A 25058-nucleotide genomic window follows, 5' to 3' on the forward strand; every position below is an offset into this window, starting at 1 on the left:
CGCGAAACGGGCGCGCAGCGGCCGCAAGATTGCTACCGCCGGCATGGCTTCAGATCGGGAACCGGGACCGCGATGCGGTCCTTTCGCGGGCAAGCCGCGCTCCTACGAGGGGGCGCGTGAAATCGATCAGAGGCGGAAAGCCCGCACCGCCGTATTCAGCTCCCCACCCAGGCGCAACAGCTGCTCGCCCTGGTCGCGCCCCTCGCCGATCCGCTGCAGATTGTCCTCGCCCAGATCATGAATCCGCTCGCTGTGGTCACGAATCTCGCTGACCGCGCCACTCTGCTGCGCCGTCACATCGGCAATCCGCACCGCGGTATCGGCGATGGTCTGGATCGCCGTGACGATCTCGTCCAGCGCACCATCGGCGGCCTGGGCCTGGTCGGCGGTGGCCTCGGCGTGTTCGAGCTGGATGCGCATGCCGTCCACCGACTCGCGCGCGGCCTGCTGCAGGCGGGTGATCAGGGTCTGGATCTCGCCGGTGGCACCGGTGGTGCGCTGGGCCAGCGAGCGCACCTCCTCGGCCACCACGGCGAAGCCGCGACCCATTTCCCCGGCCCGCGCCGCCTCGATGGCAGCGTTGAGGGCGAGCAGGTTGGTCTGTTCGGCGATGGCGCGGATCACCGTCAGCACGCCACCGATGGTCGCCGATTCCTGGGCCAGTTCCTCGATGGCTTGGGCGTTGCCCTGCACCTCGTCGACCAGCTTGCGCAGGCCGGTGAGGCTCTGGCCGATCACGGCCTGGCCCTGTTCCACCGCGAGACCGGCCTGGCGACTCGCATCGGCGGCCTGGCTGGCATCGCCGGCGACCTGCGTGATGGTCGCTTCCAGCTCGCCCAGGGCATCGCGGATCTGCGCGGTATCGCCAGCCTGGCGCTCGGCGCCGTCGTGCAGCGCGCTGCTCATGCCCGCCAGGGCACGGCTGCTGCCGGCGACCTGTTCGGCGTTGCTGCGAATGGTCCCGACCAGTTCCACCAGGTAGTCGCGCAGGCGGTTCAGCGAGTCCTGGATATCGTGCATCTCGCGGTTGCTCGGCGGCAGGTCGATCGGCTTGCTGAAGTCGCCGCCGGCCCACTCCGAGAGCGCCGGGTCGAGCGCCGTGAGCACCCGCGCCAGGCGCCGTTGCAGGCGGTCGATGACCAGCGCGATCAGCAGGATCAGGGCGATCATCACCCCCTGCATCAGGCGCACTTCACTCTGGATCTGGCCGTGCTGGCTGCGCACGCCCGGCTCCAGGTCGGCGATCGCCTGCTGCACCGCGGCGATTCGCGACTGGGTGGTGGCGGCCAGCTCGCTGCGCCGCTGGATCAGTTCGCGGGTGCGCTGCAGTTCCGCCGGGTAGCGGCCGATCAGGCTGTTCAGTTCGCGGCGCAGGCCGATGGCGTTGTCCTCGGCCTCGCTCTTGCTCTCGCTGGCCAGGCCCATCATCGCGGCGAAATCGTCGGAGCCGGAGGCGCTGGCGTCCTTGACGCCAAGCAACGGCAGGGCGTCGAGAACCTTGGCCTGCGCGGCGATCAGGTTCAGTTCCCGCTCGACTTCCTCCGCCAGTTCGCTGCGGCCGCTGCTGACCAGCTTGTCGCGTGCCAGGGACAGGCGGCCGAGGTGCAGGCCGGCCTCGACCAGCGCCGGGGTATAGCGGTCGCCTTCCGGGTTGCCGCTGTTCTGCGCGTAGCGCAGCCACTGTTCGAGGTTGGCGCCCATCTCGCGTTCGGCCTGCAGCAGCAGTGCCTGCGGATCGCCGGCCAGCTTGCCGGCGGCGAGCAGTTCGTTGCTGGCGAACAGGGCCAGGTTGTCCAGGCTCGGGCGTACGCTCTGGGCCAGTTCTTGTGGCAGTTGTTTCAGCTCTTCCTGGAGATCCTGGGTGGCCTGCAGGGCAGTGGCGTGCTGCAGCGCGTCACCGCTGCCGAGATAGGTCTGGATATTGCGCGCGACCTGGTTCTGGAACTGCTGGGACAGGCCCAGGTAGCGTTCCATCAGCAGATAAGGGCGCTCCAGCGCCTTTTGCGACCACCAGAGGGTGGCGCCAAGGGCGATGCAGACGAGGACCAGCAACAGGGTGTTGAGATTGGTGAGCAGCTTCAGGCGCATGTGCGTGACTACCGACGGCTGTAGGCAAGCCACTGAACTTATTGCGTTTTTATTGCATTGTTATGACGAACCGGGCGACTCGGTCAAAAAAAGTGGCCATTTGATTTCATTGCTCCACGCGCTGCACCCGATTGCGCCCGGCGCCCTTGGCCCGATACAGCGCCTCGTCGGCGGCGGTGGCCATGCTCAGGGCGTCGAGGTCGTCGCTCAGTTCCACCACCCCGGCGCTGAAGGTGCAGGACAGATCCTGCGGCTGGGCGGGGTAATGGATCTCGGCGAAGCGCCGGCGAATCTCGTCGAGCACCTTGTGCGCGGCGTTGAGATCGGTATTGGGCATGACGATGGCGAATTCCTCGCCGCCGTAGCGCCCGATGAAGTCGGTCTTGCGCAGGCGCTGCTTGAGAAACAGCGCCAGGCTCTTGATCACCCGGTCGCCCATGGGGTGGCCGTGGCTGTCGTTGACCTTCTTGAAGTGGTCGATATCCAGCATGGCGAAGCTCAGCGGCCGGCTCTCGCGACGGGCGCGGAAGCTGCAGTCTTCGAGCAGTTGCAGGATATGGGTGTGGTTGTACAGGCCCGTGAGGCTGTCGCGAACCATCCGCGCCTTGAGATTGCGCGCGCGCGCGGCCCGGGTGCGCACCGTGGTGATCAGGTGGCGCGAGCGGATCGGCTTGGTCAGGAAGTCGTCGCCGCCCTCGCTCATCGCGTCCAGTTGCTTGTCCAGGTCGTCCTCGGCGGACAGGTAGATGATCGGCACGCTGACATAGCGGTCGTTGTGACGGATCACCTTGGCCAGCTCGGGGCCGGTGCAGGCTGGCATGTACATGTCGAGGATGATCAGGTCGGGCTGGAAATCGGCCAGCTCGGCCATGGTCTGGATCGGGTCGGTGAGGGTGCGGGTGACGATCCCGGCATTGTTCAGCAGGCGTTCGGTATGCAGGGCCTGGGCTCGCGAGTCGTCGATGATCAGCACGCGGAACGGTTCGTACTGGGTGACGCTGGTGAGCAGTTCGACCTTTTCCAGCAGGCTCGACGCTTCCAGGGTGCCGGTGAGGAACTCCTGGCCACCGGCGCGTACCGCGGCGAGGCGGGTCGGGGTGTCGGTTTCGTGGAGGCTGAAGAACAGCAGCGGGACACGCTGCTCCAGTCCCTGCTGGGCCTGCTCCGCCAGTTTCAGGCCAAGACCGCTGCCACCGAAGTCCACGTCCATGACGATGGCCGAGGGCAAACGCTCGCTCATCGAGGCGCGGAAGGCGTCGGCGGTGTACAGCGGTTCCACGCCGAGGCCGAAGAATTCCAACTGCTTGGCCAGGCGTTCGGCGCGGTCGTGGTCCTGCAGCATCACGTACACCGGCTTGCGCAGCGGCGGCAGGGTCGTCTGTTCGAGACGGTCGCCCTGGCGCAGACCGGTGCGCGACAGGCGCTGCATCAGGCGGTTGAGCTCGCTGATCAGGCTGCTGCTCAGGCGCGCGCTGTTGGCCTCGACCGCCGCCAGGGTCTGGCCGATGGCTTCGGCCAGTTGGGTGTGCTCCGGTTGTTCGAAGCGCTCCGCATAGCGTTGCAGGCGCAGGTTGGCCTCGCACAGTTCGCCGAGGTCGCCGCTGGACCATTCGTTGCGCTGCAGGCGCTGCCAGATTTCCAGGATTTGCCGGGCCTGGTGAATGACCCGCTGGGCAAAGTGTTGCTTCAGTCGCTCGCGATTCGGGTCTTCTGGCTCGGTCATGTCCTGACTACTTATTAGAAATGAGGCAGTTCGAGTGATGGCTCTATGCTAGCACCACTTTTCGCGCAGACGAGTGCCCTGCATCAATTTATTGACGCCGGAGAACATTCATTTCGTGACCCCAGAGTCGCTTATGCGATCCGCCGCCCTTGCTTTATAGTTGCTGCCACCCTGGTCGCCGCCGACGCCGGCACCGCGATGTCCTGGCACCAATGCCCGGCCGCCGCGGTCGAACCCTGGAAACGCACTGACTGAAATAAGGACTACGCCATGCTGGACTGGAAAAACCGTACAGGCGGCACCGAGTCGCGCGAGGAGCGCAGCGCCGGCCGCGCCACGGCGAGCGGCAGTTACTTTCGCGGGCTGCTCAGCCGTTCGCTGGGCGCGCTGATCGGCCTTTATCTGCTGGTGACCATCGCCCTGGGCTGGTACTGGAGCCAGGAGCCCGAGCTGTTCCCGGTGCAGCAGAACGCCCAGGCCGCCGCCGAACGTGGCGGCCAGCAGATGGTGGTCGGCTACACCACCGTCGAGACCCTCAAGACCGTCGCCGGGACCCTGCTCAACAAGCCGGGCGGCTACATCTCCAACGACCGCTTCCCGCCGGGCCTGTGGATGGACAACATGCCGAGCTGGGAATACGGCGTGCTGGTTCAGGTCCGCGACCTGTCCCGTGCCCTGCGCAAGGATTTCGCCCGTTCCCAGTCGCAGTCCACCGAAGACGCCGACCTGGCCAAGGCCGAGCCGCGCTTCAACTTCGACAACAAGAGCTGGATCCTGCCGTCGAGCGAGTCCGAGTTCGAGGAAGGCATCAAATCCCTGACCCGCTACCAGGCCCGTCTGGCCAGCGGTGATTCGGGCGCGATCTTCTATACCCGCGCCGACAACCTGAACAACTGGCTGGGCGATGTCGCCACCCGCCTCGGTTCGCTGTCCCAGCGCCTGTCGGCGAGCGTCGGCCGGGTCAAGCTGAACAGCACCCTGAAGACCGAAACCGTGATCGCCGGCCAGGCGCCGCAGCTCGACGAAGAACTGGTGGAAACCCCGTGGCTGCAGATCGACAACGTGTTCTACGAGGCCCGTGGCCAGGCCTGGGCGCTGTCGCACCTGCTGCGCGCGATCGAGGTAGACTTCGCCGACGTGCTGGCGAAGAAGAACGCCACGGTCAGCGTGCGCCAGATCATCCGTGAGCTGGAAGCCTCGCAGGAAGCGCTGTGGAGCCCGATGGTGCTGAACGGCAGCGGCTTCGGCATGTGGGCCAACCACTCGCTGGTCATGGCCAACTACATCTCCCGGGCCAACGCCGCGGTCATCGACCTGCGCCAGTTGCTGTCGCAAGGCTGATGAGCATCAGCGCAGCGGAGGCGGCGCATCGGGCCGCCTCGGACCGGGAGCAGGTCGCCTGGGTCGACGAAGACGACAACCTGCTCGGCGCGTTGCCCCGCGCCGAGCTGCGCGAGCGCGGCCTGATCGGTCGCTGCACCTTCATCCTGCTGTTCAACGGCGCCGGCCAGCTGTGCATCCACAAGCGCACCCTGAGCAAGGCGCTGTATCCCGGCTACTGGGATGTGGCGGCCGGCGGCATGGTCGCGGCGGGCGAGGATTACCCCGAGTCGGCCGCCCGCGAGCTGGCGGAAGAACTGGGCGTGAGCGGTGTCGAGCTGCGCGCCCACGACCGCTTCTTCTTCGACCAGCCTGGCAACCGGCTCTGGTGCGCGGTGTTCTCGGCGGTCTGGGACGGGCCTTTGCGCCTGCAACCGGAAGAGGTCAGCGAGGCCCGTTTCGTCAACCTGGAAGTGGTCTGGGAAGAGTCGTCGATAATGGCCTATTGCCCCGACTCGCTGGCAGCGCTTTCCCGGGCCTTCGGCCGTCAAGCCTGATGTCGCGAAAATTGCCCGAAATGGCGCAGTTCTGTACTTAGCAAGCGCGACATTTGCCGTTACACTGCGCGGCCTTTTCACCCTGCCGCGAAGCCATTCGCGGCAGGTGCGCTGCCCCTGCCAGAGTGGGGCTTCGCGGTCGTTGTCCCGCCCGGGTCCGCGACCAGTTTTTTGTCCTCAAACCCGAGGATCAAAAGTGGCCAAGAAAGCCTCGTCATTCTCCGCCCTGGGCGGTCTGGTGTTCTCCACCGATGCGGGTCGGCACTGTCCGGACTGCAGCAAACCCATCGATGCCTGCATCTGCAAGCAGACGCTCATCCCGGAAGGCGATGGCATCGCTCGCGTGCGCCGCGAAAGCAAAGGTCGTGGCGGCAAGACGGTGACCACCATCACGGGCGTGCCGTTGCCTCTGGAACAGCTCAAGGAACTCGCCGGCGCGCTGAAGCGGCGCTGCGGCACCGGTGGCGCGTTGAAAGACGGCGTCATCGAGATCCAGGGCGACCATGTCGAGCTGCTGCTCGGCGAGCTGGTCAAACAGGGCTTCAAAGCGAAGAAATCCGGCGGCTGATCGCCTGCTTCCCGGTCTTTTGTCCGTCGCGTGCAGCGCGCGGGCGCGGAACGGGGCACCCGGGGCTTTTCGCCCAGCGTCTAAACTCGTTGCCTTGTGAAGGGTCCAAGCCCGAACAGGGAAAATCGTCATTTTCATTTTGTACACTGCGCCTTCCCGCATGGCTGGTGTTATCCGACTTTTTATAGGGGACTTCGATGTCCGTACGACGCACACGCAAAGACGATGGCAGCCAATGGACCGTGGCCGACAGCCGCAGTGTTTACGGGATTCGCCATTGGGGCGCGGGCTATTTCGCAATCAATGAAGCCGGGCGCGTCGAAGTGCGCCCGAACGGTCCGGGCAGCGCGCCGATCGACCTGTACGAGCAGGTCGACGAACTGCGCAAGAGCGGCCTGTCGCTGCCGCTGCTGGTGCGTTTCCCCGACATCCTGCAGGACCGCGTGCGCCAGCTGACCGGCGCGTTCGACGCCAACATCGCGCGCCTGGAATACCAGAGCCAGTACACCGCGCTGTACCCGATCAAGGTCAACCAGCAGGAAGCGGTGGTGGAAAACATCATCGCCACGCAGAACGTCTCCATCGGCCTCGAAGCCGGTTCCAAGCCGGAACTGCTGGCGGTGCTGGCGCTGGCGCCGAAGGGCGGCACCATCGTCTGCAACGGTTACAAGGACCGTGAGTTCATCCGTCTCGCGCTGATGGGCCAGAAGCTCGGCCACAACGTGTTCATCGTCATCGAGAAAGAGTCGGAAGTGGCCCTGGTGATCGAAGAGGCCGCCGAGCTCAAGGTCAAGCCGCAGGTCGGCCTGCGCGTGCGCCTGTCGTCGCTGGCGTCGAGCAAGTGGGCGGATACCGGGGGCGAGAAGTCCAAGTTCGGTCTGTCCGCGGCGCAGCTGATTTCCGTGGTCCAGCGCTTCCGTGATGCCGGCCTCGACCAGGGCATCCGCCTGCTGCACTTCCACATGGGTTCGCAGATCGCCAACCTGGCCGACTACCAGCACGGCTTCAAGGAAGCCATCCGTTACTACGGCGAGCTGCGTGGTCTGGGCCTGCCGGTCGATCACATCGACGTCGGTGGTGGCCTGGGCGTCGACTACGACGGCACCCACTCGCGCAACGCCAGCTCGATCAACTACGACATGGACGACTACGCCGGTGTCGTGGTCGGCATGCTCAAGGAGTTCTGCGATGCCCAGGGCCTGCCGCATCCGCACATCTTCTCGGAAAGCGGCCGCTCGCTGACCGCGCACCACGCGATGCTGGTGATCCAGGTCACCGACGTCGAGAAGCACAACGACGAAGTGCCGACCATCGAGAACAAGGAAGCCCTGCCGGAAACCGTGCAGTGGCTGGCCGATCTGCTGGGCCCGACCGACCTGGAGATGGTCACCGAGACCTACTGGCGCGCCACCCACTACATGAGCGACGTGGCCGCGCAGTATGCCGACGGCAAGATCAGCCTGTCCGAGAAGGCCCTGGCCGAGCAGTGCTACTTCGCCGTGTGCCGGCGCCTGCACAACTCGCTGAAGGCCCGCCAGCGCTCGCACCGCCAGGTGCTGGACGAACTCAACGACAAGCTCGCCGACAAGTACATCTGCAACTTCTCGGTATTCCAGAGCCTGCCGGACACCTGGGCCATCGGCCAGGTCCTGCCGATCATCCCGCTGCACCGCCTCGACGAAGAGCCGATGCGTCGCGCCGTGCTGCAGGACCTGACCTGCGACTCCGACGGCAAGATCAACCAGTACGTCGACGAGCAGAGCATCGAGACCAGCATGCCGGTGCATGCGGTCAAGGAAGGTGAGGACTACCTGCTGGGCGTGTTCCTGGTCGGTGCGTACCAGGAGATTCTGGGTGACATGCACAACCTGTTCGGCGACACCGACTCGGTGAACATCTACCAGAACCCGAACGGCAGCGTGTATCACGCCGGTATCGAGACCCATGACACCATCGAAGACATGCTGCGCTACGTGCACCTGTCGCCGGAGGAGCTGATGACGCACTACCGCGACAAGGTGGCCAGTGCGAGCATCAGCGAACGCGAGCGGACACAGTTCCTCGATGCGTTGCGCCTGGGTCTGACGCGGTCTTCGTACCTGTCGTCGTAAGGTTTAGGCGATCTCACAAGGCCCGCCCCGGGAAACCAGAGGCGGGCCTTTTTCGTCAAAGCGACGCACCCACAGGGGACGCGTCGCCCATGCTTTTCATGAGTGATACACAAACCACCCATCCCGCCGCTGCAACCACCACCCCATCACCCCCAGCGTCACCCCGCGCACCGCCATGAACAGCAGAAACGCCAGCCACAACCCATGGTTGCCCAGGTCCCGCGCCAGCCAGGCGAAGGGCAGGGCGATGAGGACGCTGAGGAGCATGGCATCGCGCATTTCCCGGGCGCGGGTGGCGCCGATGAACAGGCCATCGAGCAGGTAGCTCCACACCGCGATCAACGGCAGCAGCGCCAGATATGGCAGGTATTCGAACGCGGTTTCGCGCACGCTGGGGATATCGGTCTGCATCTGGATGAACAGGTGCCCACCCAGCAGGAACAGTACGGCGAACCCCACACTGGCGAGCAGCGACCAGCCACCGGCGACCACCAGCGCCCGACGCAAGGCCGGCCGGTCGCCGGCGCCGATGGCATGACCGCACAGCGCTTCCACCGCATGGGCCAGCCCGTCGAGGGCATAGGCGGTCACCAGCAGGCCATTGAGCAACAGGGCATTGGCCGCCACCGTGGCTTCCCCCATGCGCGCGCCCTGCACGGTGATGAGGAAGAACACGCCCTGCAGGGCCAGGCTGCGGATGAAGATGTCGCGGTTGACGCTGAGCATCGGCCGCCAACTGCGCCAGCGCGCCAGCAGCGGCCAGATCACCTTGCCCGGATAGGCGCGCAGCGACGGACGGGTCAGGGCCAGGCCGAGCAGGGCCGCGGCCCATTCGGCGATCACCGAGGCCCGCGCCGATCCCGCCACGCCCCAGTCCAGGCCCAGCACGAACCACAGGTTGAGGACGATGTTCAGCAGGTTGGTGGTGAGCAGGATCGCCAGCGGCGCGCGGGCGTTCTGCGTGCCGAGGAACCAGCCGACCAGGGCATAGGTGGCCAGCGCCGCCGGCAGGCCGAGCAGGCGGATGGTGAAGAACTCGCGAGTGCCCTGTTCCAGCGCCGCGCCGGGCTGGATCAGGTTCAGCGCCAGATGACTGAGAGGAATTGCCAGCAGACCGAGGAGCAAGGCGAACAGCAGCGCGAGGATCAGGCCCTGCGCCAGCACCTGGCGCAGGCCGTTGCCGTCGGCACGCCCGGCGGCCTGGGCGGCGAAGCCGGTCGAGCCCATGCGCAGGAAACCCAGGACCCCCACCAGCAGGGTATACAGGCTGGCACCCACCGCCACCGAGCCGAGCTGGTGGGCATGGGGCAGGTGACCGATCACCGTGCTGTCCACCAGGGCGACCAGCGGCACCGAGATATTCGACAGGATCATCGGTGCGGCCAGGGCCCAGACCTTGTGGTGGGTGGGGCGGTCGCGCCAGGCGCTGAGAAGTGCGGGCATGCGGGGATCCTGGGTTGGTGCTGACTGGGGCCGCCGCGCGGCCCTCGACGGAAACCGCGCATTCTACCCCTACAACGGCACTCTGCCGGGTGAACCCTGTCTCACCTCGGCACCGCTTCCCGGTGAAACCGTTGACCTTGATATATAGTTTCCCGTCTGCCCCTGCTGCCGAACGAGTTTCCTCTCCATGTTGAACAAAGGATTGTGGCTGGCCTGCGCCCTGGCGCTGCTCAGCGCGTGTGATTCGTCCTCCGTCGACAAACCCGCTCCGGCGGAAAAAGCCGCCGCCAGTGCTCCCGCGGCCGCCACGGCGGTGGTCGACGAGGCCGCCCTGGCCCAGCGCTACGCCGGGCGCGAGCTGAATGTGGTCGATGTCTCGGAGGTCCAGGTCGAGGGCGCCAGTGCGCTGTCGGTGACCTTCTCCGCACCGCTTGCCGCCGACCAGCGCTTCGACGAGCGCCTGCACCTGGTCGACACCACCAAGGGCAAGGTCGACGGCGCCTGGGAACTCTCCGACAACCGCATGGAACTGCGCCTGCGCCACCTCGAACCCAAGCGCAAGCTGGTCCTGACCCTCGATGCCGGCCTGCGCAGCGTCAACGGCAACCAGCTCGCCAACGAGTACGTCAGCCGCCTGGAAACCCGCGACATGGAGCCGAGCATCGGCTTCGCCAGCCGCGGTTCGCTGCTGCCGACGCGACTGGCCGAAGGCTTGCCGGTGATCGCCCTGAACGTGGCGAAGGTCGATGTCGAGTTCTTCCGCATCAAGCCCGAGTCGCTGCCCGCTTTCCTCGCCGCCTGGGGGCGCAGCAGTTCGCTGCAGAGCTATGAAGCCCGCGACCTGCTGCCCATGGCCGACCTGGTCTATGCCGGACGCTTCGATCTGAACCCGGCGGCCAACACCCGCGAAACCCTGCTCCTGCCCATGGCCGGGATCAAGCCGCTGCAGGAAGCCGGCGTGTACCTCGCGGTGATGCGCGAGTCCGGCACCTACAACTATTCACAGCCGGCGACCCTGTTCACCCTCAGCGACATCGGCCTGTCGCTGCACCGCTACAGCAACCGCCTGGACGTGTTCACCCAGGCACTCGAAGGCGGCAAGGCCCTGAGCGGCATCGAACTGGACCTGCTCGACAACAACGGCAAGATGCTCGCCCAGGGCAAGACCGACGGCAGTGGCCACGCGCAACTGCCGCTGCCGCCCAAGGCCGATGTGCTGCTGGCCCGCCAGGGCGAGCACACCACCCTGCTGCGCCTGAATACCTCGGCGCTGGACCTGTCCGAGTTCACCGTCACCGGCCCGCAGGCCAATCCCCTGCAGTTCTTCGTCTTCGGCCCGCGGGATCTCTATCGTCCCGGCGAGACCGTGTTGCTCAACGGCCTGCTGCGCGACCGCGACGGCAAGCCGGTCAAGCCGCAGCCGATCAATGTCGAGGTGCGCCGTCCGGATGAGCAGGTCAGTCGCCAGTTCGTCTGGGAGGCCGACGCCAATGGCTTCTACCAGTACCGTCTGCAACTGGATGGCGAGGCACCGACCGGTCGCTGGCAACTGCTGTTCGACCTCGGCGGTGGCAAGCGCCAGGTCTTCGAAGTGCTGGTCGAGGACTTCCTGCCCGAACGCCTGGCCCTCGAACTGAAAGGCAGCGATACGCCGCTGAGCCCGGATCAGACCGCGGAAATCGAGGTCAACGGGCGCTACCTGTACGGCGCCCCGGCGGCGGGCAACCGCCTGAGCGGCCAGGTCTACGTGCGCCCCCTGCGCGAAGCGGTGCCGGCACTGCCCGGTTATCAGTTCGGCTCGGTCACCGAGGGTGAACTGAGCCACGACCTCGACCTTGAGGAAAGCACCCTCGATGCCGACGGCAACGCGCTCATCAGCATTGCCAGCGAATGGGCCGAGGCCCGCTCGCCGTTGCAACTCACGGTGCAGGCCAGCCTGCAGGAGTCCGGCGGCCGGCCGATCACCCGTCGCCTGGAACAGCCGATCTGGCCGGCCGAGCGCCTGCCGGGGCTGCGCGGTCTGTTCGACGGCGAGGAAACCGACGGCGACGCGCCGGTGGAAATCGAGCTACTGGTGGCCGACCGCGACGGCAACAAGCTGGCCGCTGACAACCTGCGGGTACGTCTGGTCCGCGAACGTCGCGACTACTACTGGAACTACTCGCAGAGCGACGGCTGGAGCTACAACTTCAACGAGAAATACCTCACCGAAAGCGAGCAGACCGTCAGCGTGCCGCAGGGCAGTACCACCAGGCTGAGCTTCCCGGTGGAGTGGGGCCCGTACCGCGTCGAAGTGGAAGACCCGGCCACCGGCGTCACCAGCAGCCTGCGCTTCTGGGCCGGTTATCGCGCCCAGGACAACGCCGATGGCGGGGCCGTGCGTCCCGACCAGGTGCGCCTGGCCCTGGACAAGCCGGCCTACAAGGACGGCGAGACAGTCAACGTGACCGTCACACCGCCGGCAGCGGGCAAGGGTTATCTGATCGTCGAGGGCAGCGATGGTCCGCTGTGGTGGCAGGAAATCGACGTGCCCGCCGAAGGCAAGGCGTTCGCGGTCAAGCTCGATCCGCAATGGGCCCGGCATGACCTGTACCTGAGCGCCCTGGTCATTCGCCCGGGCGAGCGCAAGGCCAATGTCACGCCCAAGCGCGCCGTCGGCATTCTCCACCTGCCGCTCGATCGCGCCGAGCGCAAGCTGACGCTCACCCTCGATGCTCCCGAGAAGATGCGGCCGAAACGCCCGCTGACGGTCGCCATCCAGGCGCGCAATGCCGACGGCAGCGTGCCGAAGCAGGTCCAGGTGCTGCTCTCCGCGGTCGATGTGGGCATCCTCAATATCACCAGCTACGTCACCCCCGACCCGTTCACCGGCATGTTCGGGCGCAAGGCCTATGGCGCCGACCAGCTGGACATCTACGGGCAGCTCATCGAAGCCGGCCAGGGCCGGCTGGCCAGCCTTGCCTTCGGTGGCGACGCGGCCATGGCCAAGGGCGGCAAGCGGCCGGACACCAGCGTCACCATCGTCGCGCTGCAGAGTGCGCCGGTGACCCTCGACGCCGAGGGCAAGGGCCAGGCCACGGTGGACATCCCCGACTTCAATGGTGAACTGCGCCTGATGGCCCAGGCCTGGAGCGAGGACCGCTTCGGCGTCGCCGAAGGCAAGACCGTGGTCGCCGCGCCGCTGGTGGCCGAGCTGTCGGCACCGCGCTTCCTTGCCGGCGGTGACCGCACCAGCCTGGCGCTGGATCTGTCCAACCTCTCCGGGCAGGCGCAGAACCTCGCGGTGACTCTGGCCAGTGAAGGCCAGCTCGATCTGCTGGGCAACGCCCATCAGGCAGTGAAACTCAAGCAGGGCCAGCGCCTGACCCTGCAGATTCCGGTGCAGGCCCAGGGTGGTTACGGCCAGGGCCGCATCACCGTGCGGGTCGATGGCCTGGTGCTGCCGGGCGAGAGCGACACCGGCTTCACTCGCGAATGGACGCTTGGCGTGCGCCCGGCCTACCCGGCGCAGCTCAAGCACTACCGCGTGGCCCTGACGGGCGAGCCGTGGAGCCTGCCGGAACAGGACCTGGCCCTGTTCGAGCCGGCGGGACTGGAGGGCAGCCTGGTGTTGTCCAGCCGGCCGCCGCTGAACCTCGCCGAACAGATCCGCGCGCTCAAGGCCTACCCCTATGGCTGTCTGGAGCAGACCACCAGCGGCCTGTACCCGTCGCTGTATGCCGACGCCGCGACACTCGAGCGCCTTGGCATCACGGGCGAGCCGGCCGACGAACGCAAGCGCAAGATCGAAATCGGCATCGAGCACCTGCTCGGCATGCAGCGCTACAACGGCAGCTTCGGCCTGTGGAGTTCCGACAGCGACGAGGAATACTGGCTGACCGCCTATGTCACCGACTTCCTCCTGCGTGCCCGCGAGCAGGGTTTCGCGGTCCCGCCCGAGGCCTTGAAGAAGGCCAGCGAGCGCCTGCTGCGCTACGTGCAGGAACGCAACCTGATCGAGGTGAACTACAGCGAGAACATCGAGCACACCCGCTTTGCCGTGCAGGCCTATGCCGCGCTGGTGCTGTCGCGCAGCAAGCAGGCGCCGCTGGGGGCCTTGCGCAGTCTGTTCGAGCGGCGCGCCGACGCGCGCTCGGGGTTGCCGCTGGTGCAACTGGCGATCGCCCTCGACACCATGGGCGACAAACCGCGCGGGCAGGAGGCCCTGCTGGCGGGACTGGCGGTCAATCGCGACAAGGACTGGATGGCCGACTATGGCAGCCCGCTGCGTGACCAGGCGCTGATCCTGGCGCTGCTCGATGAATACAAGCTGGCGGGCGACAGCGTTGCGGATCGTCTGTTCAAGCTGTCCGATCAACTGGCGGCGAGCCCGTGGCTGTCGACCCAGGAGCGCAATGCCCTGTTCCTCGCCGGCCGTGGTTTTGCCCAGCAACCGGAAGGGCAATGGCGTGCGCGCCTGGACAGTGGCGACCAGGTCCGCGAACTGAGCCCGACACGCTCCGGTGTGCACCTGCAGGGTCCGTTGCTGGCCGCGCCGCTGAGTGTGCGCAACGAAGGCGAGCAGACCCTGTATCAGCGCCTGACCCTTTCCGGTTATCCGCGGCAGGCACCGCCGGCCAGTGGCAACAACCTGAGCATTCGCCGCGAGTACCTGGGCATGAACGGACAGGCGCTGGATCTGAAGGCGCTGGAAAGCGGCGATCTGGTCCTGGTGCACCTGGCGATCCAGGCCAAGGCGCGGGTACCGGATGCGCTGGTGGTGGACCTGTTGCCGGCCGGCCTGGAGCTGGAAAACCAGAACCTCGCGCAGAGCGCCGCCAGCCTGGAAAACGCCAGCAGCGCGGTGAAGCAGTGGCGCGAGGCGATGGAGAACGCCAATGTGGCGCACCAGGAGTATCGTGACGATCGCTACGTGGCGGCGCTGAACCTCGACGGCTATGGCACCACGCACCTGCTGTACCTGGCGCGGGCGGTGACCCCGGGCAGCTACCGGATTCCGCCGCCGCAGGTGGAGTCGATGTATCGGCCGGAGTGGCAGGCGGTTGGGGAGACGGCGGGGGAGATGGTTATCAAAGGCCGGTAAAGGGCCATTGGGGTCTTGGTGCCTGTCTTGGGTCTTGCAGTGCTCTGAAGATCGAGCGCCGCCCGCGCGGCGCATCGCGAGCACGCTCGCTCCTACATTTTTTGCAACGTGCCATGGCCTGTGAGAGCGGCGTTGCCAGCTTTTGGTGCTTGGCGATTTATCGCGGGGAGCTGTTGGGTCGACGCGATACCGCGTCGTGCACACAAGGCGATCAACCATGGCCTGTCAGACATAGGTACGTTGCAACAAATGTAGGAGCGAGCGAGCTCGCGATGCGCCGCGCGGGCGGCGCTCGATCTTCAGAGCGCTGCAAGACTCAAGACTTTCATGCACCGATAAGAGCACCACCAATGTTCAATGCACCACCCAACTCAACACCCACAACCCCAACAACGCCCAGATGATCCCCGCAATCACCGAAGCCCGCATGAACGCGCGCACCGCCGAATACAGCAGCAACAGACCGATGAGCAGAATCAGGATGCTGATGAGCGAGGTATCCATCCCCAGCGTCTTCGCCAGCCCGTCGATGAAATTCCCCCCGGCGTTGGCCAGCAGGGCGAACAGCCCGGTCAGGGCGTCCACCACGAAACGGATCGCCGCGCCCAGCACCTGCCCCAGCCACTCGAAAAAACCTTCTACCCGCATGGTCGTATCCTGATGTTCATCACAGCATTCGCGCTGCATTCCAGCCTTTGGCCATTGTCGGGCCGTCGCGGTTCCCCGACGCGGTGCGGCCCATGTTCAGCGTAGCCCTGCCGCGCGGGCGCACGACCCGCTGGCTGAGCTTCACGGCGCTGGGGGTTGGCGGGCTGCTGGCGGTGCTGTGGCTGGCCGACCGCCTCTGGCCGCTGCCGCTGCCCGCCGATGATCTGGCCCGGGTCGTGCTCGCCGAGGATGGCACGCCGTTGTGGCGTTTCGCCGATGCCGATGGCGTGTGGCGCTATCCGGTGTCGCTCGACGAGGTGTCGCCGCTGTACCTGCAAGCGCTGCTGACCTACGAGGACCGCTGGTTCTACCGCCACCCGGGGGTCAATCCTCTGTCCCTCGGTCGCGCGGCCTGGCAGAACCTCAGTGGCGGTCGCGTGCTGTCCGGCGGCAGCACGCTGTCGATGCAGGTGGCGCGCCTGCTCGATCCGCATGCCCGGACCCTGCCAGGCAAGCTGCGCCAGTTGTGGCGCACGCTGCAACTGGAATGGCACCTGTCCAAACGCGAGATCCTCGAGATCTACCTCAACCGCGCGCCCTTCGGCGGCACCCTGCAAGGCGTGGCCGCGGCGAGCTGGGCTTACCTGGGCAAGTCGCCGCAACAACTGACACCCGCCGAAGCGGCCTTGCTTGCGGTGCTGCCTCAGGCACCCAGCCGCCTGCGCCCCGACCGCCATCCGCAGCGGGCTGCTTTCGCGCGCGACAAGGTGCTGCAACGCCTCGGCGACTACGCGGTCTGGCCCGAGCAACTGATCCGCGAAGCCATGGAAGAACCGCTGTTGCTGGCGCCACGCCAGGAGCCGGCGCTGGCGCCGCTGCTGGCTCGGCGGTTGAATCGCGCGGACAGCCCGCCCTTGATTCGCACCACCCTCGACGCGAGCCTGCAACGCCGCCTCGAAGACCTGCTCGGCGGCTGGCGCGCGCGCCTGCCCGAACGCACCTCGGCGGCCATCCTCGTGGTCGAGACGCAGAGCATGGCGGTACGCGCCTATCTCGGCTCGGTGGACCTCAACGACGAGCGCCGTTTCGGCCATGTCGACATGATCAGCGCCTGGCGCTCGCCGGGCTCGACCCTCAAGCCGTTCCTCTACGGCATGGCCATGGACGATGGCCTGATCCACTCCGAATCGCTGCTGCAGGATGTGCCGCGGCGCTATGGCGACTACCGCCCCGGCAACTTCTCCATGGGCTTCAGCGGACCGGTGGCGGCCAGTTCAGCGCTGTCGCTGTCGCTCAATCTGCCGGCGGTGCAGTTGCTCGAAGCCTACGGACCCAAGCGTTTCGCCGCGCAGCTGCGCGCGGCCGGGGTGCCGATCAGCCTGCCGGCGCTGGCCGAACCCAATCTGTCGCTGATCCTCGGCGGCGGCGGCAGTCGCCTGGAAGATCTGCTCAGTGGCTACAGCGCCTTCGCCCGCGATGGCATGAGCGCCAGCCTGCGCCTGCAGCCGGATGCGCCATTGCTGGAGCGGCGCATGCTCTCGCCCGGCGCGGCGTGGATCATCCGGCGCATCCTCAGCGGCCAGGCCCGCCCCGACCGCGATCCCCATGCCGAACTGGTCCAGCGCCCGCTGCTGGCCTGGAAGACCGGCACCAGCTACGGCTTCCGTGATGCCTGGTCGATCGGCGTCGGTCCGCGCTACCTGATTGGCGTGTGGATCGGCCGTCCCGACGGTACCCCGGTGCCGGGGCAGTTCGGCCTGGCGTCGGCGGCGCCGCTGATGCTGCAGGTCCACGATGTGCTGAGCAACCGTGACAGCCAGCGCGGGATTGCCGCGCCGGTTCCTGCGGTGCCGGCCTCTGTCGGGGTCGCGGCGATCTGCTGGCCGCTGGGCCAGCCGCTGGCGCGCAATGATCCCAACTGCCGACGGCAACGCTTCGCCTGGACGCTGGACGGCACCACGCCGCCAACCCTGCTGGCGCAGGACCAGCCGCTGGGTGTCGGCCTGCTGGAGCGGGTCTGGGTCGATGCGCGGGGGCGGCGGGTCGATGCCGCCTGCACGGGCGCGCGGGTGCGTGACGTGGCCATGTGGCCAGCACCGCTGGAGCCCTGGCTGACCCGGGCCGAACGGCGCGAGGCGCGCTTGCCGGCAGTGGCGCCGGAATGTCCGCCGCAGGTGCCGGCCACCGCGCCGCCCCTGTCGATCGTCGGGGTTCGCCAGGACGATCAGTTGCGTCGTCCGGCCACCAGTCGCGAGGCGCTGCAGGTGGATGTCTCGGCGCTGGGCGGAGAGGGCCAGCGCTGGTGGTTCCTCGATGGCGTGCCGCTGGGCGAGACCGCCGGCCAGGAGACGCTCAAGGCGCGCCTGGACGAGGCCGGGCAGCATGAACTGAGCGTGCTCGATGCCAGCGGCCAGACCGCGCGGCTGACCTTCCAGGTCAGCGACTGACGATCAGAAGCGCCGGATCATCCACACGCCGGCGAGGATCAGCAGCAGGCCGGCGATCTTGCCCAGGGTCGCCGGCGCTTCCTTGAAGCCGGCCCAGCCGAAGTGATCGAGGGTCATGGCCATCGCCAGTTGTCCGGCGAGCACCAGCGCCATGAACAGCATCGCGCCGATTCGCGGGCCGGCGAAGGCCGCCGTGGTGATGAAGAAGGCGCCCAGCAGGCCACCGCTCCAGTGCCACCAGGTGAGCCCCTTGAGGGCCGCCAGGCCGGGCATTTCCCGCTGGCTCATGACCAGCGCCAGCAAAGCCACGCTACCCACGGCGAACGAGATCAGCGCGGCGGCCAGCACGCTGGATACCTGCTTGGCCAACTGGCCGTTGATGCCGGCCTGCAAGGGCAGGAAGGCACCGGCGATCAAGGGCAGGCAGAGCAGCCACCAGGCGGGCGTGGTCATAGATTTCTCCTGAAAAAAAGGCGCGGAGTATACGGCGAGCCGGCGTCAGATACCCGTCAAATGGTTATAGCGCGAAAGTCGAAGTGCCACTATCCGGCCCTTGGCTGTAGCGCAACTCATTGATCAGGTTTGATTTTTTTTGCCATCACGGAGGTATAGATCGGGTTAATACCAATCTCAGAATTGTTACACCACGCGCGCCGGACTGAGATAGCTGCACCGAGGCGGGGGATTTTGTCAGGAAACCTCCGCATCCATAAAAGCAGCGGCAGCGAAAGCAATGGAGTCGCCATGAAAACTCAAGCGTGGATCAAGGCAAGTACGGCATTGGCAATGGTCATGGCCATGACCCTGTCTGCGGGATGCAGCAGCGGTGGTGGTGGTCATCACAGTTCGGTGGACGGCTCTTCCCCGAGTGATGCCGGGGCGGGGGGCGGCGATGCCGGTAGCGGAGGCGGAACCGGCGGTGGCGATGGTGGCACTGGCGGCGGCACCGGAGGTGGAACGGGCGGTGGCGATGGCGGTACTGGCGGCACCGGCGTCGGAACCGGTGGTGGCGATGGCGGTACTGGCGGCACTGGAGGCGGAACCGGCGGTGGCGATGGCGGTACTGGCGGCACCGGCGGCGGAACCGGCGGTGGCGATGGCGGTACGGGCGGCACCGGCGGCGGAACTGGCGGTGGCGATGGCGGTACTGGCGGCACCGGCGGCGGAACTGGCGGTGGCACAGGCGGCACTGGTGGCGGAACCGGCGGTGGCGATGGCGGTACGGGTGGCACCGGCGGCGGAACCGGCGGCGGCGATGGCGGCACGGGCGGCACTGGCGGTGGTGATGGCGGCACCGGAGGCGGCACTGGCGGCGGCACCGGAGGCGGAACAGGTGGTGGCACTGGCGGCGGTACCGGAGGTGGTACAGGCGGTGGCACAGGGGGCGGCACTGGCGGCGGCACCGGAGGCGGAACAGGTGGTGGCACTGGCGGCGGCACCGGAGGTGGTACAGGTGGCGGCACCGGCGGCGGCAATGCGGGCGGCGGCAATACCGTCAATCCGCTGATCGTCGGTCAGGTCGTCGATCAGGTGGGTACCGGCGTGTCCGGACTGGGCACCGGCCTGGGCGGCCTGGCCCCGGTGGTCAACTCGCTGCCGGTGCTTGGCGCCACCAACGCGGGCGGACTGGTCAGCTCCACTGGACAAGCCGTCAACCGCATCGGCGCGGGTCTCAGCGGCGGCCTTGGCCAGCTGGGTACCGGGGGCAACGCCATCGGCACGACGCTGTCCGGTGTCGGTGCGGGCGTCGCGGCGCTGGGCAACGGTGTCCAGGGCGTGGCGGGCAGCCAGGCCATCGAACAGGTTCCCTTGGTGGGCGGTCTGGTCGGTCAGGTCGGACAGACGGTGACCATGCTCGGCAACACCCTGAGTGCCCAGAGCACCAGCGGCGCCCTCGGCAGCCTTGGCCAGCAGGCGAGCAATGCGCTGGTGCCCGTGGTTTCGCTGGTGGAAAACACCACTACCAACCTGGGTAGCAAGACCGGCCTGGGGACTCCGCTCGACTCGGTGGTACAGAGCGTCGGCGGCGCGCTCGACAAGGTCGGCGACACGGTCACCAGCGCGGGTAATGGCAACCCCGTGACCACGGCGGTGGGCGGACTGGTCAGCAGTGTCGGTGGCGGCACCGGTACCGCGGGTGGCCTGGTCGGCAATGGCAGCGCGGGTGGTTCCACCGGCCTGCTGGAAACCGTCGGCGGCGTGGTGGCCGGGGTCGGCAGCGGGCTCGATGCCGGCAGCAGCAATGGCGTGGTCAGCACCGCGGGCAGCACGACCAGCGGCCTTGGCAACACCGTGGCCTCGCTGGGCACCGTGCTCGGTGGCAATGGTGTCGCCAGCAGCGGCGCGGCGGCACCTGCCGCGGCCCTGGCCAGCAATGTCGGCTCGACGCTGACGCCAGTGGTGAACACGGTCGCCGGCGTGACTCAGCAGGTGGGCGCGACCACTGGCCTGGGGGCACCGGTCAACGGTCTGCTCAATCAGGTGGGGGGCGCGGTCAGCAGCCTGGGTAACCAGGTGGGCGGTGCCACGAGTAATCCACTCGTCGATCAGGTGGGCGCGACGGTCAGTGCGGTCGGTGCGACCGTGGCGCAGGCCGGTGGTCTGGTCAACGGGCAGTCGGGCGGTGATGTCGGCGCGGGCCTGGGCGGTGTGGTGACTGCCGTGACCAGTACCCTGGGCAGTGCGACTGGCGGTGCCGCCGGCGGTGTCGGTGGAACGCTGGGTGGTGTGGTGAATACCGTGGCCGGCACCCTGGGCGGCGCGACTGGCGGAACCACGGGCGATGTCGGCGGTGCGCTGGGCGGCGTGGTGAATACCGTGACCAGCACCGTGGGCGGCGTGACTGGCGGAACCACGGGCGGCGCCGGTGGTGCGCTGGGCGGTGTGGTGAACACCGTGACCAGCACCGTGGGCGGCGCGACTGGCGGAACCACGGGCGGTGTCGGTGGCGCGCTGGGTGGTGTGGTGAATACCGTGACCAGCACCCTGAGCAGCACGACAGGTGGAACCACGGGCGCCGCCGGTGGTGCGCTGGGCGGTGTGGTGAACACCGTGACCAGCACCGTGGCCGGCGCGACTGGCGGAACCGCGGGCGGTGTCGGTGGCGCGGTGGGTGGTGTGGTGAACACCGTGACCGGCACGCTCGGCAGCACGACAGGCGGAACCACGGGCGGCGGCGGTCTGCTCAATGGCGTGACCGGTGGTCTGCTCGGTGGCAGGCAGTGAAAACCAGCCCACAGCGTTAGACGATTTTCCTGGCAACACCTACGCTTGAGTCTGACGAGGGAACCGTCTTGGTTCCCTCGTACTTTTCAGGACATGGAGTGCCCTATGCGATCGATGGCAGTCGCGCTAGTGAGTCTTTCCTGGGTTGGTGTGCTGCAGGCCGAGCCGCTCCCAAGCTATCTGAACAGCAACGAAACCGAACGCAACCTGCCGGCTCCGAACCTTCCCGCCGACGCCTTCAGACCGGCCACTCCCCAGTTGCAAGTACCGTCTCCCGCCGCAACCCAACCTCAGCCACTGACGATGAATACCCGGGTGCTGATCCGCAAGATCCGTATCGAGGGCGGCACCATCTACCCGCTGAGCGAGCTGCGCGACAACTATCAGGACCTGATCGATCGCGAAGTGACGGTGGGCGATCTGATCGAGGCCACCCGGCGTCTGACCCAGCGCTACCAGGCGGATGGCTACCTGCTGTCCTACGCCTTCCTTCCGGTCCAGGACTTCGCCGAGGGCCGGCTGCGCGTGGTGCTGGTCGAGGGCTATATCCACGACTACGAGTTGCAGGGCGACATTGGCCGGGTCTCGGGCTATCTGGACAAGCTGGTGGCCAAGCTCAAGGCCGAACGCCCGCTGACCCGCAAGACCTTCGAACGCTACACCTCGTTGATGAGCCGCGTGCCGGGCCTCACCCTGCAGGCCCAGGTGCCGCCGCCGGGCACCACCGACGGCGCGAGCAAACTGATGGTGCAGGCGTCGCGCAAACCTTTCACCACCACCATGAACCTGACCGAAAGCAGCCGCGACGACCTCCAGGCGCTGTTCGGTGCCAACAGCAACGCGCATACCGCGGTGGCCGAGCAACTGAGCGTCAGCGCGCTGTTTCCGCCGGGCGACGACAAGGAGCATTACTTCCGTGTCGACTACGCGCAGAGCCTCGACAGCGAAGGCACCCAGTTGCTGCTGTCGGCGTCCCGCTATCGCAGCGATCCCAGCGCGGTGGTGCGCCTGCAGAACGGCATCGACCTCAAGCAGCACCGGGAAAACGATCGCTACTCCATCGGCCTGAGCCACCCGCTGATTGCCTCGCCCAATGAATGGCTGAGCCTGTCGGCGCGTTTCTACGCGGTGGACGACACCACCGATTACCGGGTGATCGGCTTTCCGCTGAAAGTCAGCACCAATACCGATATCCGCGCGTTCGCCTTCGAGGGCGACTGGCGCAAGGCCACCGACACCCGCCTGCGCATCCTCAGTGCCGGGGTGTATCAGGGTGTCGATCGATTCGGCGCCAATACCGATGCCGGCTACGACCTCGATTTCTTCCGCCTGCGCTTCTCGGGGGTACAGAGCGACCGATTCTTCGAGAGCTGGCAGGGTGTGGCGTCGGCTGCCCTGTACTGGACCGACGACAACTTGCCCGACAGCGAGCGCGCGGTGTTCGGCGGGCAGAACTTCGGCCGCGGCTATCCGGTGGACCAGGCCTCGGGCGACAAGGGCTGGGGCGCGGCCTACGAGGTCAACTACAGCTTCAAGCGCGACGGCGACTGGGTGAAGCTGCTGCAACCGTACGTGGTGCTGGACGCCGCGCGGACCTGGTTCAACGAGCTGGAGGTCCGCGATTCCAAGCTGTCGTCGGCGGCGCTGGGCCTGCGTTTCGGCGATGCGCGCTACTACAACATCTCGCTGGAGATGGCCAAACCGATGTCCGACATCGCCCTCGACAGCTTCAACCGGCGCCCCCGCTTTACCGTGAGCTTCAGTTATCAGCTGTAGGCGCAGGCAAGCCCCGCGGGTGACGGGGCAGAACGAGTGAATAAAGGAAGGAAAACCACACAGGCGGTGCTATTGCACCGCCTGTTCGCTGTACGCCATCTCCAGCGGAAACAGGTTGCCCAGGGTTTCCAGGAGGCGGGTGTGGTAGATGGGCTTGCGGAACAGATCCAGCACTTCCAGTTTCATCAACTCGCCAAGGGCATCGAGATTGGCGTGGCCGGTGGTGACGATCACCGGCAGATACTGGCGTGCGGTATGTATACGCAGGCGTTTGATCAGGGAGATGCCGGACTCTTCCGGCATGTTCAGGTCGGTAATGACCAGGGCGATATCCGGATACCGGGTCAACTGCTGAAGGGCGAGCTTCACAGACGTCGCGCAGTGGCAACGAAAGCCCTCTCCCTCCAGCAGTTCAGCCAGCTCCAGCAACGCTTCCTCTTCATCATCCACCAGCAGCAACTGTTGACGCGGATGGGAAGCTCGCATGGCGCAGTCCTGTTACGCAGTGGCGTCGTTTACTCCTGGGTAAAGCGGGGCCCATGGCCTGTGCCCGCGATCAGCCGCCGGTGCCTCCGCTGGTGCCGCCACTGGTACCACCGCTGTTGCCACCGGTGGAGGTAGAGGCGGCGGGCAGGGCGGTTTTGAGCTGGTTGAAGACGTTATTCAGGCCGTTGTTCATATCGCCCATGAAGCCTGCGATCACTACGGCCACCATGGCGGCGACGATCGCGTATTCGATACCGGAGGCGCCATCCGTGCGCCGAGCGAATCTCCGTATGGATTGCATGATTTTCGACATTTGCATGATGTTGCTCCTTGCGCCTCGGCGCGGGTGACACGGGGCTCGCTGATACCCCTTTGCCATCAGAGCATCGTCAAGAGTTAACCCCTGAGCAAATGTAAGAAAGCATTAACTCGAAAGTGATAATGAAAAACCGCCGTCAATAAGCTGTTGTTTTACGAGTGTGACGGCCGTCACAGAGAAATTTTCCTGGCTCGGTAATGGCGTTTTGTCCTAGCTGGACTACCGTCAAATAGCGAAATAGTTACTTCGAATTGTGTATTTGTGAGCCTGTCAACAAGACGTCACAGGCCAAGGGGATGAGCGGCAAGGGAGGGGCCAGACATGAGCAGTCGCATCACCTTGGTTCTTGCGGGACTGTTTCTGTTGGGGGCCATCATTGCCGGTTACTGGGGCCTGGCCCTGAGCAAGCAACCCGAACCTCCGGCTCTCCAGCCGACACCGGCAGCACCGCCGGTGACCCAGGTCGTCGACACCGCCGAGGACGAGCTGCGCCAACCGGTGGTGGTGCTGCGCCGGGATGTCGCCGCCAATGTCGCGCTGCAGAACGATGACCTCGCCGTGGAGCGCCTGCGGGTGGCGCCGGCCGGCAGCTTCCAGACCCTCGATCAGGTAGCCGGGCGCAGCCTGTGGCGCGACCTGCCCGCCGGTACCTGGCTGGACGAGCGCAGCTTCGACGCCGGCGGCCCGCTGGCACGGATGATCCAGCCGGGCGAACTGGCGCTGACCCTCGGGGTCGACGAGGTCAGTGCCGCCGGCGGGCATCTGCGGCCGGGCGACTATGTCGATGTGCTGCTCTACCTGCGCAACGAACAGGACAACCCCCAGGCCAGTGTCCAGGTGATAGTGCCGGCCCTGCGCCTGCTGGTGGTCGGCCAGCAGATGGGCCTGGGCAACGACGGCCGTCCCGCCGAGCCCGTCGATCCCGATCCCAAGGTGCGTGCCGAACAACGCCGCGCGCTGCCGCGTACCGTGGTGCTGGCGGTGCCCGAGGCACTCGCCAGCCGCCTGACCCTCGCCGCCCAGGCCGGCAGCCTGCGCCTGGCGGTGCGCAGTGCCGAGGAGAAGCACCTGGCCCGCTACTGGGCGGACCCCAAGGCCAGTGCCGCGGTCGTCGAGCAGACCAATCGCCAGCTGTACCGCTTCAACCAGCTGGCCATGGCCTCGCCGGCGTCGACGCGGGTTGCCGGAGCGCCAGCAGCCCCCCGTGGCATCGAGATCATTCGCGGCGCGCAGACCGCCGAGCCCCCTCACTGAATCAGCAAGG

Annotated in this window: 15 protein-coding genes and 1 pseudogene; 9 read left to right on the forward strand and 7 right to left on the reverse strand. The window is 66.7% G+C overall.

Annotation, left to right across the window (positions count from 1 at the left end):
- Nucleotides 1-126: 126 nt before the first annotated feature.
- Entirely contained in the window at nt 127-2088 is a 1962-nt protein-coding gene (locus tag CHB99_RS21860) for a methyl-accepting chemotaxis protein (RefSeq protein ID WP_042127995.1), read from the reverse strand.
- Nucleotides 2089-2194: 106 nt separating this feature from the next.
- Nucleotides 2195-3811 carry a response regulator gene (locus CHB99_RS21865; protein WP_042127994.1) on the reverse strand — a complete coding sequence of 539 codons (1617 nt, stop codon included), beginning with the start codon at nt 3809-3811 and terminating at the stop codon, nt 2195-2197.
- 270 nt (nt 3812-4081) lie between these two features.
- Between CHB99_RS21865 and CHB99_RS21870 the strand changes: the two genes are divergently transcribed.
- The 4 genes from CHB99_RS21870 to speA all read left to right on the forward strand — a co-directional run bounded on the left by CHB99_RS21870 (nt 4082) and on the right by speA (nt 8367).
- Nucleotides 4082-5152 carry a DUF2333 family protein gene (locus tag CHB99_RS21870; RefSeq protein ID WP_042127993.1) on the forward strand — a complete coding sequence of 357 codons (1071 nt, stop codon included), beginning with the start codon at nt 4082-4084 and terminating at the stop codon, nt 5150-5152.
- A complete protein-coding gene (locus CHB99_RS21875) occupies nt 5152-5688 on the forward strand; it encodes an NUDIX hydrolase (RefSeq protein WP_042127992.1) in 537 nt (178 codons plus the stop codon). Before CHB99_RS21870 ends, CHB99_RS21875 begins: the two co-directional genes overlap by 1 nt.
- A 196-nt stretch (nt 5689-5884) precedes the next feature.
- Entirely contained in the window at nt 5885-6256 is a 372-nt protein-coding gene (locus tag CHB99_RS21880) for a translation initiation factor Sui1 (RefSeq protein WP_042127990.1), read from the forward strand.
- A 197-nt stretch (nt 6257-6453) separates the two neighbouring features.
- Nucleotides 6454-8367 (forward strand): arginine decarboxylase, encoded by a 1914-nt coding sequence (speA, locus tag CHB99_RS21885; protein WP_042127988.1) that lies wholly within the window; start codon nt 6454-6456, stop codon nt 8365-8367.
- 96 nt (nt 8368-8463) lie between these two features.
- Here the strand turns inward: speA and CHB99_RS21890 are convergent, their stop codons facing one another.
- Complete coding sequence (locus tag CHB99_RS21890; RefSeq protein WP_042127986.1) at nt 8464-9810, reverse strand: MATE family efflux transporter; 1347 nt, start codon at nt 9808-9810, stop codon at nt 8464-8466.
- 187 nt (nt 9811-9997) lie between these two features.
- Here CHB99_RS21890 and CHB99_RS21895 point away from each other — a divergent pair, with 187 nt between their 5' ends.
- Nucleotides 9998-14893 (forward strand): alpha-2-macroglobulin family protein, encoded by a 4896-nt coding sequence (locus CHB99_RS21895; protein ID WP_089266627.1) that lies wholly within the window; start codon nt 9998-10000, stop codon nt 14891-14893.
- Between the two features lie 354 nt (nt 14894-15247).
- Here CHB99_RS21895 and CHB99_RS21900 read toward each other — a convergent pair whose 3' ends face one another.
- Nucleotides 15248-15541: a hypothetical protein gene (locus tag CHB99_RS21900; protein ID WP_042130135.1), complete on the reverse strand. Its 294-nt coding sequence runs from the start codon at nt 15539-15541 to the stop codon at nt 15248-15250.
- Nucleotides 15542-15633: 92 nt separating this feature from the next.
- Between CHB99_RS21900 and pbpC the strand changes: the two genes are divergently transcribed.
- On the forward strand, nt 15634-17988 hold the full coding sequence (gene pbpC, locus CHB99_RS21905; protein ID WP_042130132.1) for a peptidoglycan glycosyltransferase PbpC: 2355 nt from the start codon (nt 15634-15636) through the stop codon (nt 17986-17988).
- A gap of 3 nt (nt 17989-17991) precedes the next feature.
- Here pbpC and CHB99_RS21910 read toward each other — a convergent pair whose 3' ends face one another.
- Nucleotides 17992-18441, reverse strand: a complete 450-nt coding sequence (locus CHB99_RS21910; protein ID WP_042130131.1) for a DMT family transporter — start codon at nt 18439-18441, stop codon at nt 17992-17994.
- 291 nt (nt 18442-18732) lie between these two features.
- Here CHB99_RS21910 and CHB99_RS30675 point away from each other — a divergent pair.
- Nucleotides 18733-20718: pseudogene (locus CHB99_RS30675) on the forward strand (collagen-like triple helix repeat-containing protein); the annotation flags it as partial.
- Between the two features lie 600 nt (nt 20719-21318).
- On the forward strand, nt 21319-22989 hold the full coding sequence (locus CHB99_RS21920) for a ShlB/FhaC/HecB family hemolysin secretion/activation protein (protein WP_042130129.1): 1671 nt from the start codon (nt 21319-21321) through the stop codon (nt 22987-22989).
- Nucleotides 22990-23058: 69 nt separating this feature from the next.
- Here the strand turns inward: CHB99_RS21920 and CHB99_RS21925 are convergent, their stop codons facing one another.
- Together CHB99_RS21925 and CHB99_RS21930 are read right to left on the reverse strand one after the other, a co-directional pair.
- Nucleotides 23059-23475, reverse strand: a complete 417-nt coding sequence (locus CHB99_RS21925; protein WP_042130126.1) for a response regulator — start codon at nt 23473-23475, stop codon at nt 23059-23061.
- A gap of 70 nt (nt 23476-23545) precedes the next feature.
- Complete coding sequence (locus tag CHB99_RS21930) at nt 23546-23794, reverse strand: Flp family type IVb pilin (protein ID WP_042130124.1); 249 nt, start codon at nt 23792-23794, stop codon at nt 23546-23548.
- 321 nt (nt 23795-24115) lie between these two features.
- Here CHB99_RS21930 and cpaB point away from each other — a divergent pair, with 321 nt between their 5' ends.
- Nucleotides 24116-25048 (forward strand): Flp pilus assembly protein CpaB, encoded by a 933-nt coding sequence (gene cpaB, locus CHB99_RS21935; RefSeq protein ID WP_042130122.1) that lies wholly within the window; start codon nt 24116-24118, stop codon nt 25046-25048.
- Nucleotides 25049-25058 lie beyond the last annotated feature (10 nt).

Source organism: Pseudomonas japonica, assembly GCF_900188455.1.
Lineage (GTDB): Bacteria > Pseudomonadota > Gammaproteobacteria > Pseudomonadales > Pseudomonadaceae > Aquipseudomonas > Aquipseudomonas japonica.